This window comes from Mycobacterium sp. DL440 (genome assembly GCF_011745145.1).
In the GTDB taxonomy this organism is placed as follows: Bacteria; Actinomycetota; Actinomycetes; order Mycobacteriales; family Mycobacteriaceae; genus Mycobacterium.
Map to the genome: position 1 here is coordinate 6,248,467 of NZ_CP050191.1, position 13,709 is coordinate 6,262,175.

Genomic DNA, 13,709 nt, shown 5'->3' on the forward strand with positions numbered 1-13,709 from the left:
TCTCGAGGAGCGACCACTGGGTAGAAAACGGGGGGATATCCGAGGCTGGGACGAGGTTACGGCTGACGCACCAGATACGGCGACACCGTAGAGCGGTGTTCGTTGAGGTCCAGGGCCTTACCGAGCGCGGGGAACGCGCGTTGCGGGCAGTTGTCGCGTTCGCACACTCGGCAACCGGAGCCGATGGGCGTTGCCACCTCGCCGGAGAGGTCCAGCCCTTCGGAGTACACCAGCCGATGAGCATGGCGCAGTTCGCATCCCAGCCCGATCGCGAAGGTCTTGCCGGGCTGGCCGTAGCGCGAGGCGCGACGCTCCACGGTGCGGGCCACCCACATGTAGTTGCGCCCGTCGGGCATCTGGGCGATCTGCACGCCGATCCTGCCGGGATTGCCGAACGTCTCGTAGACGTTCCACAGCGGGCAGGTGCCGCCAGACGATGAGAAGTGAAATCCGGTGGCGGACTGGCGTTTTGACATATTTCCGGCGCGGTCGACGCGGACGAAGGAGAACGGCACACCCCGCATCGACGGACGTTGCAGGGTGGAAAGCCGGTGTGCGATGGTCTCGTAGCTCACCGAGTAGAACGCCGACAGCCGCTCCACGTCATAGCGGAAATTCTCGGCGACATCGTGGAATTGGCGGTAGGGGAGCACGGTTGCCGCGGCGAAGTAGTTGGCCAGACCGAGCCGGGCCAGGGTGCGGGATTCGACGCTGGTGAACATGCCTTCGTCGACCATCTTGTCGATGAGGTCGCCGAACTCCAGGAAGGCCAGTTCGGCCGCCATCTTGAACACCTGCTGGCCCCGGGAGAGATGATTGCCCATCTCCAAGGTCTTGGTGGCCGGGTCGTAGCGGTGTAGCACGGTGTCGCCCAGATCGATGCGTCGCACGACCCGTACCCCGTGCTCGGCGGTCAGCCGGTTGGCCAGCTCGCCGGCCAGATCACCCCGGTGCATCCGGATCTTGGCGGTCAGGTCCTCGGCGGCGGTATCGAGCTCATGCAGGTAGTTCTGCCGCTGGTAGAAGTAGTCGCGCACTTCCTCGTGCGGCATGGTGATCGAACCGCTGCCGCTGCCGTCGGAGTAGCGGTCTTCGGTGGCGGCAGCCAATTGTGTGGTGGTCAACCGGTACCGGCGGTGCAGATTGACCATCGCCCGGGCGAAATTCGGGTAGGCCGCCACCATGTCGGCGACTTCGGCGATATCCATGTCGGCGCCGAGGTCACGGTCCATCGCCACCTCGCGCATCTCGGCGACCAGTCGGGTGTCGTCGTGCGAGGCGAAGAACGTCGCGTCCACCCCGAAGACCTCGGTGATGCGCAGCAGCACCGCCACGGTGAGTGGCCGCACGTCGTGCTCGATCTGATTGAGGTAACTGGGGGAGATCTCGAGCATCTGGGCCAGCGCCGCCTGGCTGAATCCACGCTCGCTCCGTAGTTGCCGCACCCGCGACCCGACGAAGGTTTTTGCCACGTCAAACAGCCTAACAAGGGTGTGAAGGTGACCTTTGCATTCTTGGCAATTTGGGCACTACTGGCATTAGCGGGCCGCCTGGCATGATCGGCTCAGACGACAGCGACTGGAGAGATGACCATGACGGGAACCGCGCAGAATTCGACCACCGGGCTGAACAAGGTGATGATGCCGGTGCCCGATCCCCATCCCGATGTCTTCGACCGGGAATGGCCGCTGCGGATGGCCGATGTCGACCGCAACGGGCGGCTGCGATTCGACGGCGCGTGCCGACACATTCAGGACATCGGTCAGGACCAACTGCGGGAGATGGGCTACGAAGACGTCCACCCCGCGTGGATCGTGCGGCGCACGATGATCGATCTGATCCGGCCTATCGAGGGCGGCGACATACTGCGGATGCGGCGGTGGTGTTCGGGAACGTCCAACCGGTGGTGCGAGATGCGGGTGCGTATCGATGGGCGCAAGGGCGGGCTGATGGAATCGGAGGCGTTCTGGATCCACATCAACCGGGAGACCCAGGGGCCCTCCCGCATCTCTGATGACTTCCTGTCGGGCCTGCGCCGCACCACCGACGAGGCACGGCTGCGCTGGAAGTCCTATCTGAAGGCCGGCAGCCGTGAGGATGCCGCGGAGATCCGTGAGTACCCGGTGCGGGTGTCCGACATCGACCTGTTCGACCACATGAACAACTCGGTGTACTGGACGGTGATCGAGGACTATCTGTACTCCCACCCCGAGCTGCTGGAGAAACCGCTGCGGGTGACCATCGAGCACGATGCCGCGGTGGCCCTCGGCGAGAAACTCGAGATCCTGTCGCACGTTCACCCCGCCGGATCGACCGACAATTTTGGTGAAGAGCTCACCGACCGCACTGTTAGAACGCTCACATATGCCGTCGGCGACGAGACAAAAGCGATCGCATCCCTGTTCTCGCTCTGACCCCGCCCGGTTTAACAGTACGAGCGTACTGACCTGCGTCTTTGAGCTACTCGCCGGTAGCTTCTGACCGGTACAGCCATCATATTTCTTCGCAACCTTTGCAAGTTAGCTAAGCGCTTTGGCGAAACTTGGCAACTGAAACGGGTGGACCTGCGGATATAGGTTGTGACATCTTCGGATTAGCACACCAGTGAAGCTGCTGCGGCGTTAGCAAGTAACGAGGCGCGACGCGGCGGACCAAAACCGAAGGAGCAGTCCTATGTCGACCGTGGGCACCCCCAAGTCACCGGAGCAGATCCAGCACGACTGGGATCACAACCCCCGCTGGAAGGGCATCACCCGTACCTACACCCCGGCCGACGTGGTTGCCCTGCAGGGCTCCGTCGTCGAGGAGAACACCCTGGCCCGTCGCGGCGCCGAGGTGCTGTGGGAGCAGCTCCACGACATGGACTTCGTCAACGCGCTGGGCGCGCTGACCGGCAACCAGGCCGTGCAGCAGGTCCGCGCCGGCCTGAAGGCCATCTACCTGTCCGGGTGGCAGGTCGCCGGTGACGCGAACCTGTCCGGCCACACCTACCCCGACCAGAGCCTCTACCCGGCCAACTCGGTGCCGCAGGTGGTGCGCCGCATCAACAACGCGCTGATGCGTGCCGACCAGATCGCCAAGGTCGAGGGCGACACCTCGGTCGAGAACTGGCTCGCCCCGATCGTCGCCGACGGCGAGGCCGGCTTCGGTGGAGCGCTCAACGTCTACGAGCTCCAGAAGGCCATGATCGCCGCCGGTGTCGCGGGTTCGCACTGGGAGGATCAGCTGGCCTCGGAGAAGAAGTGCGGCCACCTCGGTGGCAAGGTGCTGATCCCGACCCAGCAGCACATCCGCACCCTGACCTCGGCCCGCCTGGCCGCTGACGTCGCCGACGTGCCCACCCTGGTCATCGCCCGCACCGACGCCGAGGCCGCCACCCTGATCACCTCCGATGTCGACGAGCGTGACCGCCCGTTCATCACCGGTGAGCGCACCAACGAAGGCTTCTACCGGGTGCAGAACGGCCTGGAGCCGTGCATCGCCCGCGCCAAGGCCTACGCGCCGTACGCAGACCTGATCTGGATGGAGACCGGCACCCCGGACCTCGAGCTGGCCAAGAAGTTCGCCGAGGGCGTCAAGAGCGAGTTCCCGGACCAGATGCTGTCCTACAACTGCTCGCCGTCGTTCAACTGGCGCCAGCACCTGGACGACGACACCATCGCCAAGTTCCAGCGCGAGCTGGGCGCGATGGGCTTCAAGTTCCAGTTCATCACGCTGGCCGGCTTCCACGCCCTCAACTACTCGATGTTCGACCTGGCTCACGGCTACGCCCGCGAGCAGATGAAGGCGTACGTGGAGCTGCAGGAGCGCGAGTTCGCCGCCGAGGAGCGCGGTTACACCGCCACCAAGCACCAGCGTGAGGTCGGCGCCGGCTACTTCGACCGGATCGCCACCACCGTGGACCCGACCAGCTCGACCACCGCGCTGGCCGGTTCCACCGAAGAGGGCCAGTTCCACTAAGTCCCACTCCGCCGAGCAGACACAAACCTGCACATTTTCGCACTGAAATGGACAGGTTTACGTCTGCTCGCGGCAATCCTTGACAGCGCGGGCCCCGCTCAGAATTCTTGGGCGGGGCCTGTCGCGTATCTGTGTATTGAGAAAGTGGTGTAGTGAGCAATCAAATTGAACGAGTAGGTGTGATCGGTGCCGGCCAGATGGGCGCCGGCATCGCCGAGGTGTCCGCGCGTGCCGGAGTGGACGTGTTGGTGTTCGAGACCAGCGACGCGCTGGTCACCGCGGGCCGCAACCGCATCACCAAATCGCTCGAGCGGGCGGTCAGCGCAGGCAAGGTCACAGAGCGGGAGAAGGACGCCGCGCTGGACAAGCTGAAGTTCACCACCACGATCGACGAGCTGGCCGACCGGCAATTGGTCATCGAGGCCGTGATCGAGGACGAGAACGTCAAGGCGAAGATCTTCGCGGACCTGGATCGCGTGATCACCGACCCCGACGCGGTGCTCGCCTCCAACACCTCGAGCATCCCGATCATGAAACTCGCAGCAGCTACCCAGAATCCTGCCAGGGTGCTGGGCCTGCACTTTTTCAACCCGGTTCCGGTGTTGCCCTTGGTCGAATTGGTCAGCACCCTGGTGACCGCAGACGCCGCCGCTGCGCGCGTCGAGGAATTCGCCGGCACGGTTCTCGGGAAACAGGTTGTCCGTTGTTCTGACCGGTCCGGTTTTGTGGTCAACGCGTTGCTGGTTCCATACCTCCTGGCAGCGGTCCGGATGGTCGAGGGCGGCTTTGCCACAATTGAAGACGTCGACAAAGCGGTGGTGGCCGGGCTGTCCCACCCGATGGGGCCGCTGCGGCTGTCCGATCTGGTCGGATTGGACACTCTGAAGCTCATCGCCGACAAGATGTTTGACGAGTTCAAAGAGCCTTTGTACGCCGCGCCACCGCTACTGCTGCGCATGGTGGAGGCGGGACAGCTGGGCAAGAAATCGGGCCAGGGCTTCTACACGTACTGAGAAGGGGCGCGCTGGCACTATGGCCGAGGCTTAGCTAGTCTACCCACAGTAGGGCCTGCTGGCTCGTTCTATAGAGTCTGCATGTAAAGAACGTATGTCGGCCCCAAACCAATGGTCGCCAGCAGCAGAAACGCAAAGAGGTAATTTTTCGCATGTCTAACGTCGAGTCCGATCTTGCTCCGTACTACGAGGAGTCGCAGTCGATCTACGACATCTCGAATGAATTCTTCGCCCTGTGGCTCGGCCCGACCATGGGATACACCTGCGGCTACTACGAGCGCGAGGACATGAACCTCGAAGAGTCGCAGAACGCCAAGTTCGACCTCGCGCTGGGCAAGCTCGACATCAAGCCGGGCATGACGCTGCTCGACATCGGCTGTGGCTGGGGCGGCGCGCTGGAGCGCGCGCTGACCAACTACGACGTCAACGTCATCGGCATCACGCTGAGCAAGGAACAGTCCGACTACGCCCGCAAGCGGCTGGCCAAGATCGAGACCAAGCGCAACGTCGAGATCCGGCTGCAGGGTTGGGAAGAGTTCAACGAGCCCGTCGACCGCATCGTGTCCATCGGTGCGTTCGAGGCGTTCAAGCAGGAGCGTTACCCGGTGTTCTTCGAGCGGGCCTACAGCATCCTGCCGGAGAACGGCGGCCGGATGTTGCTGCACACGATCCTGGCGCACACCCAGCAGTTCTTCCGTGAGAACAACATCAAGCTGACCATCAGTGATCTGAAGTTCATGAAGTTCATCGGCGAGGAGATCTTCCCCGGCGGGCAGCTGCCCGCGGTCGAGGACATCGAGAAGCTTGCCGACGGCTCGGGCTTCAAGCTGGAGCGCACCCACCTGCTGCGCCCGCACTACGCGCGGACGCTGGATATGTGGGCGGCCAACCTCGAGGCCAAGAAGGACGAGGCCATCGCCATGCAGGGCCAGGAGGTCTACGACCGGTACATGAAGTACCTGACCGGTTGCGCCGACTTCTTCCGTCGTGGCATCACCAACATCGGCCAGTTCACGCTCGTCAAGTAAGTTCTTTCTCTTTCGCCGAGACTACGGTTCTTGGCGCGATTTCGAAGATTTCGCGCCACAATCCGTAGTCTCGGCGCTTTTGTAGGGGCTGTACCCGGCCCGGCGCAATGCATCCCAGGCGCGGGTGATCACCTCCGGCCCGCGATATTCCAGTTGACGCGCGCTGACCCGCACGATGGTCCAGCCTCGGGCGGCGAGAAACTCCAACCGCACGATGTCGTTCTCGTAGTCGGCCGGGCTGCTCCAATGCTGTTCTCCGTCGTACTCAACCCCGACCATCCAGTCCGGCCAGCCCATGTCGATCCGGCGACGGACGCGTCCCCATTCGTCTGCCACCGGTATCTGGGTGACGGGACGGGGCAGCCCGCCGCGCACGAGAAGCAAGCGCAGCCTGGTCTCTTGCGGAGATTCCGCCCCGGCATCGGCCAGATCGAGTGCTTGACGCAGCCGACGAATGCGTCGCGCTCCCGGGTAGCGTTCGGCGATCGAACTGACGTCGGCGACGGTTCCGCGGGTGCTGTTGAGCAGCGCATCGATCCGGATGATCGCGGTGTCGAGCGGCCGGCGTCGCCCGATGTCATAGCAGGTCCGTGCGACGTTGGTGCAGGTCATGTCGCCGATGACGGACAGCTCGTCATTGGCGATGACGCCGGTGTGGATCAGGATCCCGGGCGGGGAGGGCTGACGGATGCGGGCGAGTTCGGCCGGCGCGTTGTCGGGCAGCCACTTGCTGCCCAGCACTGCGGCCGCGGAGTAGCCGGACAGTGTGGCGGCGCGTCTGGACCACAGCCACGCCGCTGTCGCCCGATCACGCGCGGTCAGCGGAAAGCCCGTTGGCGCATAGACATTCTGGTGCACCATCACATATTTGGACCGCAACACGTGGCGGGTGACGGTCCCAGCCGCCATCGCCTCACTGCCCACAACGATCTCCCCCACATCGGTATTGGACGTGGGGCGCAGGCAACCGGTTCCCGCGTCGGCGCAGAAGATCAGGCCTCGGCCAGCCGCTTCTTCTCCAGCTCGACGTCGAAGTCCGCCGGCGGCCACGACATGTTGAGGCCTTTGAGTGCCTCGATGAGCAGCTCGGTGATGGCGAGCCGGCTGTACCACTTCTTGTCGCACGGCACGATGTGCCACGGCGCATAGTCGGTCGACGTCTTCTCCAGCATGGCCTGGTAGGCCTCCTGGTACTTGGGCCACAGCAGGCGCTCGTCGATGTCGGCCGGATTGTATTTCCAGTACTTGTCGGGCCGTTCGAGCCGCGCGGCCAGCCGCTCCTTCTGCTCGGCGAGTGAGACGAACATGGCCACTTTCACCAGAGTGGTGCCGGCATCGACCAATTCGCGTTCGAAGGCGTTGATCTCGTCGTAGCGGCCGCCCCAGACATCCGGTGGTACCAGGTTGTGCACGCGGACGATCAGCACGTCCTCGTAGTGCGAACGGTCGAAGACCCCGATGTGGCCGGCCGGTGGAAGGGCGTTGCGAATCCGCCACAGGTAGTGGTGGGCCCGCTCCTCCTCGGTTGGTTTGCCAAAGCTGGTGTACCGGACACCTTGCGGATTTGCGGCTCCCACAACATGTTTGACGATGCCGCCCTTGCCGGCGGTGTCCATGCCCTGCAGGATCAGCAGAACCGAGCGGTTGTCGTCACCGCTTTTGGAGCCGGCGTAGAGCATTTCCTGCAGCGAGGCCAACCTCAGATTGCGCTCGGTCTGCAGGGTGGGCGCATCGCTCTTGTTACCGCGGAATCCCGGAGTGCCGTTGGCATCGATGCGCGCAACCTGGTCGCCCGGACGAAAAACCAGATGATCATGTGGTTCGTGGGTCCACAGTGCAGGCAGGTCCTTGTCGGTCACCCGTTCAGTCAAGCAGTTGCGGCGGCAAAACCGGTGATGGGTGCGGCAGTGAGTTGAACTTGTCCAACGAGCCGCCGACTTCGACGATGCCGCACAGTGCGTTCCAGGACAGCATGGTCAGGTAGTCGATCAGGTCATCGGCGGTCATCCGCGGGTTCGACATCCACGAGTGGGTGGCCAGCTGGACCCCACCGACGGTGTGGAACGCCCAGGCCTCGGCGCCGCGGGTGTCCATGCCGGCCTGGGCCATCCGGCGGCGCAGCATCACGGCCAGCATGCGCGCGATGATCTGCTCGGAATCGGCGACGGCCTTGCTCTTGCTGGCCGAGTTGTTGGCCATCACGAAGCGATACGGTTCCGGTTCGGCGGCAACAGTCTCCACGTAGACCTTGATGATCTCGCGGGTCAGGTCGAAACCGTCGAGGTTGGACGACAGAGCGGCAGCCATGTTCGGGATCAGGGTGGTCTGGGCGAATCGCATCATGACTGCGGTGGTGAGGTCGTTCTTGTCGACGAAGTAGCGGTACAGCACGGTCTTGGACACGCCGATCTCGGCAGCGATTTCGTCCATGCTGACGTTGCTACCGCGGCGCCGGATCGCTTCCAGGGTGCCGTCTACCAATTCATTGCGCCGCTCCACCTTGTGCTGGTGCCAGCGCCGCTTGCGTCCATCGGTCTTCACCGTCACCGGCGGAGTCTGTGCCACAGTCGCAGTAGTCCCATTCCCTAGTTCCGCTTAATACTACGGCGAATCTGCGGATACCGGATCCAGGGTCAGGCCGTCAGTCGCTGCGATAGCGCAAGATGGAAACGTGGCACATCGATCTGACGCGGGAGTCCGCGCCCTTGCGGGCCCGCGGCAAAGTTTTGCCGAGACGCTGGCCGGTGCGGACAGCGCCGCTGATGCCGAGCGCATACGGGATTTGCGGCGGATGAAGCTGGTCGCGCTGAGCTTCCTCGTCGGCGCCACCGTGATCTTCCTGTTGTGCACGTGGGCGCAGTCGCGGGGAGCGGCAGGGCTGGGTGCGGCGCCATGGATTGGATATGTGCGCGCGGCGGCCGAGGCGGGCATGGTCGGCGCGCTTGCGGACTGGTTCGCCGTGACCGCGCTGTTCAAGCATCCGCTGGGTTTGCCGATCCCGCACACGGCCATCATCAAGCGCAAGAAGGACCAGCTGGGCGAGGGTTTGGGCACGTTCGTCCGGGAGAACTTCATGTCTCCCGAGGTGATCGCGACCAAACTGCACGACGCCCAGGTGGCGGGCCGGTTGGGCAAGTGGCTGTGCGACCGCCCGCATGCCGAGCGGGTGGCCGCCGAGGCATCGACCGTGCTGCGGGTCGGGGTGGAGATGCTGCGCGACGAGGACGTCCAGCACGTGCTGGACCGGATGATCGTCAAACGTATCGCCGAACCCAAATGGGGCCCGCCGATCGGCCGGGTGCTCTCCACACTCCTGCAGGAGGGTCGTCAGGAAGCGCTGATCCAGCTGTTGTGCGACCGGGCGTTCCAGTGGTCGCTCAACTCCGGTGAGGTGATCGAGCGGGTGATCGAGCGGGATTCGCCGACCTGGTCGCCACGCTGGATGGACCACCTGGTCGGTGACCGGATCCACCGGGAGCTGATGGACTTCACCGACAAGGTGCGCCGTAACCCCGACCACGAGCTGCGCCGCTCAGCCACCCGGTTCCTGTTCGAGTTCGCCGACGACCTGCAGAACGACGAGGCGACGATTCAGCGCGCCGAGAACGTCAAGGAACAGATCATGGGCCGCGACGAGGTGGCGCGGGCGGCCGAGACTGCGTGGGCGGCGGCCAAGCGGATCATCCTGGAGTCGGTGGATGACCCGTCGTCGGCGCTGCGCACCCGGATTGCTGACTCGGTGATGCGTATCGGGGAGTCGCTGCGTGACGATGCCGAGCTACGCGACAAGGTCGACAGCTGGATCGTCCGGGGGGCAAAACACCTGGTCGCCGAGTATGGGACCGAGATCACAGCAATCATCACCGAGACCATCGAACGGTGGGATGCCGACGAGGCGAGCCGCCGGATTGAGCTCCACGTGGGCCGTGACCTGCAATTTATCCGGATCAACGGCACTGTGGTGGGTTCGTTGGCGGGCCTGGCCATCTACTCGATAGCCCAACTACTCTTCTGACCTGCGCTAACTAGTGCTTGCAAAAGTTAGCACCCCGTCGTAGCGTGAATTTTGTCGTTATCGGATACACGGCCTACGAGGGGGATGGCATGGCGCAAGACGAAAATCTCGCGGCTGTTGTCTCCAACGCTGCGCAGGACATCGGAAGCTTCATCCGGGCCCAGCGTGAGGCGGCACAGGTATCGGTTCGGCAGCTGGCCGAGAAGGCCGGCGTCAGCAATCCCTACCTGAGCCAGATCGAACGGGGATTGCGGAAACCCTCCGCCGACGTGCTCAACCAGATCGCGAAGGCACTTCGGGTGTCTGCGGAAGTCCTCTATGTGCGTGCCGGGATCTTGGAGCCCAGCGAGCCCAGCGAGGTCCGCGACGCCATTGTCAACGACGTGGGGATCACCGAGCGGCAGAAGCAGGTGCTGCTCGATATCTACACATCGTTCCGGCAGCAGAACGAAGCCGAAGCAGGTGAGGAGCAGACATCTGATCCGACTGACACCTCACCGACTGCCGATAACCATTCGCACGAAAAGCCCATCTGAGAGAAAGGAATTCGCATGACCGAGAAGACTCAGCCCACCATCGAAGACCTCAAGGCCCCGCTGCTGGCCGCCGTCGGCGCCGCCGACCTGGCCCTGGCCACGGTCAACGAGATCGTCGCCAGCCTGCGTGAGCGGGCCGAGGACGCGCGCACCGACGCCGAGGCCCGCGTCGAGGAGAGCCGTGCCCGCCTGAACAAGCTGCAGGAAGATCTGCCGGGCCAGTTCGGTGAGCTGCGCGAGAAGCTGAACTCCGACGAGCTGCGCAAGGCCGCCGAGGGTTACGCCGATCAGGCCACCGCGACCTACAACAAGCTGGTCGAGCGTGGCGAGGCGGCGCTGGAGCGCCTGCGCAGCCAGCCGGCCATCGAAGAAGCCGCCAGCCGGGTCGAGGGTTACACCGACCAGGCCGTCGAGCTGACCCAGGACGCCCTGGGCACCGTGGCCACCCAGACCCGCGCGGTCGGCGAGCGTGCCGCCAAGCTGGTCGGCGTCGAGCTGCCGAAGAAGGCCGAGAAGGCTGCAGCGCCCGCTGCCGCCCCCGCCAAGAAGGCCGCCCCCGCCAAGAAGGCCCCGGCTGCTCCGGCCAAGAAGGCTGCCACCCCGGCCGCCAAGAAGACCACGGCCGCTCCGGCCAAGAAGGTCACCCAGAAGTAGTGCCGACGTTGACGGCGGGCGTAGCGCCCGCCGCTCGACGCTGACGATGACGCCCGCATAGGCTGGTGAGGTGCAACTTGCCAACCTTGCGGGCGTCATTATTTCCGTACTCGGTTACGTGGTCGTCCTCGTCGCCGTGTACGCCTTCGTGCATGCGGCTCGCCAGCGCCCGGACGCCTATACGGCCACCGGCAAGCTCACCAAGCCGGTATGGCTGGCGATCCTGGGCGTGAGCGCGGTGCTGACGCTGCTGGTGGGTGGGGTGTTCATCCCCGTCATCGCGGCCTGCGCCGCAGGCGTCTACCTCGTCGATGTGCGGCCCAAACTGCTCGAGATCCAGGGAAAGTCGCGCTGACCCGGTGCGCTCGCCAGTGGCCGCGCTCGGCGCGGCATGCCTCGCGCTGGGCGCGGCACTGACCTGGGCCCCCGGCGTAGCCGCCGACCCCCGCCCGAACTCCGGTGACCACGTCTATGTCGACCACGTCGAATGGGCCAAATGGGGCGATCTGTCGAGCCTGCGCGTCTATCCCACCGACATCGCCCGGGCGCTCACCCACCAGCCGGGCAGCGCCGCGGAGGCCGACCAGGCCTGGGCCGAGGTGCTGGCAGTGTCCCCGGATGCCGACCTTCCCGGGATGCGTGAGCAGTTCCTGTGCCACTGGACGTTCGCTGAACTCGCCGAACCCGGCAAGACCAGCTGGAATCTGGAGCCGTGGCGACCCGAGGTCGCCCCCGAGGTGATGCTGGCCGGCGGGTGCAATCCCGGCGGCAGCGAGGAACCGTTCTGACCGGCAGCTCCTCCTAGAGCTTGTCGAAGCAGGGATCGTCGACAGCCTTGGGCATCGACGCATTCGTCGTGGAGAACTTCGCCACCACACCGCTGTCGGTGACCTGCACGCTGTCGGCGTGGATCCCCATCGGATAGTTCTCGGTCAGCTGGGCGGTGAACTTGTCCAGGATCGGCTGCAGGGTCTCTCGTGGCCAGGACAGGCCGATCGCGCTCAGGTCGACGATCTGCAGCGAAATGCCCTTGTTGACCACGGTGGGCTTGGCCGTGATGGTGCCGAGCAGGCCCTTCAGTTCGATCGTCCCGTTGGACGGATTGGTCCGCACATCCGAGATGGCCGAGCCGATGAACGGCAGCTGCACCATGTCGGCCACGGTCTGGCGGATGCCGTCGGTGTTCCAGGTGATGTCGGCGACCAGCGAGCCCACGGTGCCGCTGGCGTCGGCGGTTTCCTTGATCCGGACATCCTCGATGCCCAGCTTCACCTTCATGCCCTTGGCTTCGCGGATCTGGTTGCCCGCGGTCTCGATGTTGATGTTCGTGTAGTGCCCGGTCACGTGCTGCATCAGGAACGGTGGCAGCGGGTCGAACGAGGCCGTGGCGCCGTCATCAACGATGCATTCCACGATGGAGGCGACGATCTTGTCGGCACGGCTGCGGGCATACAGCTCGCCGCCGAGCACACCGGCGGCGACCAGGGCCACCACGATCACGAAGACCAGCACCACCGACAACGGATCCGACAGCAGCTTCTTGACCTTCGCCAGTGCCGACGTGTCCTGCGGCCGCTGAGCGTCGGATGCCGGCTGCTCAGGCTGGTCGGGCGGTGGCGGCTGCGGCGGCTGCTCCGCCGAAGGCGCTGGCGGGGACTGGTCGGTTGGGCGAGCCCAGGGATCGGTCACCCCAGCGATTGTGCCTTACCGAACTGAGCGAACTGTGAGCGGTTCTGCAGCACAGCGATGGTGTCCCGGACCTGGTTGGCGGCATCGAGGTCGACGTCGAAGACCAGCAACTCCCGCTCGGCGCCGGCCGCGGCGAGAACCTCTCCGGTGGGGGAGGCCACCAGACTGCCGCCGACACCCGTCGGCCCGACCTTGGCGATTTCCTCGCCCGGATAGGCCTGGTCCACCGCGGCGATGAATCCGGTGGTGTCCAGCGCACGGGCCCGGGCCAGCAGGGTCCACTGCTCCAGCTTGCCGGGCCCGGACCCCCACGAGGCGTGCACGGTGATCAGCTGGGCGCCGCGACGGGCCAGCTCCACGTAGAGCTCCGGGAATCGGATGTCGTAGCAGGTGCTCAGGCCGACGGTCGCCCCGTCGACGGTGATCGTCACCGGCTCGAAACCGGGTGCCACAGTGCGCGATTCGGCGAATCCGAAGGCGTCGTAGAGGTGGATCTTGTGGTAGTGCGCGTCCACCCCGGGACCGGTCGCGATCAGGGTGTTGGTGACCCGCCCGTCCTGGCTCGGGGTGAACATCCCGGCCACCACGACGACCCCGGCCTGCGCGGCGATCTCGCGCACCGCCGTCGCCCACGGCCCGTCGAGATCCTCGGCGACGGGGCCCAGTGGCACCCCGAACCGGCACATGGTGGCCTCGGGGAACAACACCAACCGGGCGCCGTCAGCGGCGGCGCGCCGGGTGTACTCCTCGACCAGCACCAAATTCGACGACGGGTCCGTGCCGGTCGCGATCTGCGCCAGGGCAATTCGCATGC

The 13,709-nt window shown here is 64.9% G+C and carries 15 protein-coding genes; 9 read left to right on the plus strand and 6 right to left on the minus strand.

Going from position 1 to position 13,709, the window contains the following annotated elements:
- Window positions 1–56: 56 nt before the first annotated feature.
- The gene (ramB, locus tag HBE63_RS30425) at window positions 57–1,472 is read right to left on the minus strand and encodes an acetate metabolism transcriptional regulator RamB (protein ID WP_166908930.1); all 1,416 of its coding nucleotides are present in this window, start codon (window positions 1,470–1,472) and stop codon (window positions 57–59) included.
- A gap of 120 nt (window positions 1,473–1,592) precedes the next feature.
- Here ramB and HBE63_RS30430 point away from each other — a divergent pair, with 120 nt between their 5' ends.
- From HBE63_RS30430 to HBE63_RS30445, 4 genes are all read left to right on the plus strand, one after another.
- The gene (locus HBE63_RS30430) at window positions 1,593–2,414 is read left to right on the plus strand and encodes an acyl-[acyl-carrier-protein] thioesterase (protein WP_166908932.1); all 822 of its coding nucleotides are present in this window, start codon (window positions 1,593–1,595) and stop codon (window positions 2,412–2,414) included.
- A 259-nt stretch (window positions 2,415–2,673) separates the two neighbouring features.
- Entirely contained in the window at window positions 2,674–3,960 is a 1,287-nt protein-coding gene (gene aceA, locus HBE63_RS30435; protein WP_166908934.1) for an isocitrate lyase, read from the plus strand.
- Window positions 3,961–4,112: 152 nt separating this feature from the next.
- Window positions 4,113–4,973, plus strand: coding sequence for a 3-hydroxybutyryl-CoA dehydrogenase (locus HBE63_RS30440; protein ID WP_166908936.1), 861 nt, complete (start codon window positions 4,113–4,115; stop codon window positions 4,971–4,973).
- Window positions 4,974–5,125: 152 nt separating this feature from the next.
- Complete coding sequence (locus tag HBE63_RS30445; protein WP_166908938.1) at window positions 5,126–6,001, plus strand: cyclopropane mycolic acid synthase family methyltransferase; 876 nt, start codon at window positions 5,126–5,128, stop codon at window positions 5,999–6,001.
- Between the two features lie 21 nt (window positions 6,002–6,022).
- On the opposite strand, the gene HBE63_RS30450 is transcribed toward HBE63_RS30445, so the two are convergent.
- The 3 genes from HBE63_RS30450 to HBE63_RS30460 are packed head-to-tail and all read right to left on the minus strand — an operon-like array spanning window position 6,023 to window position 8,566.
- Complete coding sequence (locus HBE63_RS30450) at window positions 6,023–6,940, minus strand: hypothetical protein (RefSeq protein WP_243858383.1); 918 nt, start codon at window positions 6,938–6,940, stop codon at window positions 6,023–6,025.
- Window positions 6,941–6,993: 53 nt separating this feature from the next.
- Window positions 6,994–7,860 (minus strand): polyphosphate kinase 2 family protein, encoded by an 867-nt coding sequence (locus HBE63_RS30455; protein WP_166908940.1) that lies wholly within the window; start codon window positions 7,858–7,860, stop codon window positions 6,994–6,996.
- Window positions 7,861–7,864: 4 nt separating this feature from the next.
- Entirely contained in the window at window positions 7,865–8,566 is a 702-nt protein-coding gene (locus tag HBE63_RS30460) for a TetR/AcrR family transcriptional regulator (protein WP_166908942.1), read from the minus strand.
- A gap of 106 nt (window positions 8,567–8,672) precedes the next feature.
- Here HBE63_RS30460 and HBE63_RS30465 point away from each other — a divergent pair, with 106 nt between their 5' ends.
- From HBE63_RS30465 to HBE63_RS30485, 5 genes are all read left to right on the plus strand, one after another.
- Complete coding sequence (locus HBE63_RS30465) at window positions 8,673–10,016, plus strand: DUF445 domain-containing protein (protein ID WP_166908944.1); 1,344 nt, start codon at window positions 8,673–8,675, stop codon at window positions 10,014–10,016.
- An 89-nt stretch (window positions 10,017–10,105) separates the two neighbouring features.
- On the plus strand, window positions 10,106–10,552 hold the full coding sequence (locus tag HBE63_RS30470; RefSeq protein ID WP_166908945.1) for a helix-turn-helix domain-containing protein: 447 nt from the start codon (window positions 10,106–10,108) through the stop codon (window positions 10,550–10,552).
- A 15-nt stretch (window positions 10,553–10,567) separates the two neighbouring features.
- Entirely contained in the window at window positions 10,568–11,206 is a 639-nt protein-coding gene (locus tag HBE63_RS30475; protein WP_166908947.1) for a heparin-binding hemagglutinin, read from the plus strand.
- 70 nt (window positions 11,207–11,276) lie between these two features.
- Window positions 11,277–11,561 carry a DUF2516 family protein gene (locus HBE63_RS30480; protein WP_166908949.1) on the plus strand — a complete coding sequence of 95 codons (285 nt, stop codon included), beginning with the start codon at window positions 11,277–11,279 and terminating at the stop codon, window positions 11,559–11,561.
- Window positions 11,562–11,565: 4 nt separating this feature from the next.
- Window positions 11,566–11,994 (plus strand): DUF2599 domain-containing protein, encoded by a 429-nt coding sequence (locus HBE63_RS30485; RefSeq protein ID WP_166908951.1) that lies wholly within the window; start codon window positions 11,566–11,568, stop codon window positions 11,992–11,994.
- A 13-nt stretch (window positions 11,995–12,007) separates the two neighbouring features.
- Here HBE63_RS30485 and HBE63_RS30490 read toward each other — a convergent pair whose 3' ends face one another.
- Together HBE63_RS30490 and HBE63_RS30495 are read right to left on the minus strand one after the other, a co-directional pair.
- Window positions 12,008–12,895: a DUF2993 domain-containing protein gene (locus HBE63_RS30490; protein WP_166908953.1), complete on the minus strand. Its 888-nt coding sequence runs from the start codon at window positions 12,893–12,895 to the stop codon at window positions 12,008–12,010.
- Entirely contained in the window at window positions 12,892–13,707 is an 816-nt protein-coding gene (locus HBE63_RS30495) for a carbon-nitrogen hydrolase family protein (protein WP_166908955.1), read from the minus strand. Before HBE63_RS30495 ends, HBE63_RS30490 begins: the two co-directional genes overlap by 4 nt.
- Between the last annotated feature and the right edge of the window lie 2 nt (window positions 13,708–13,709).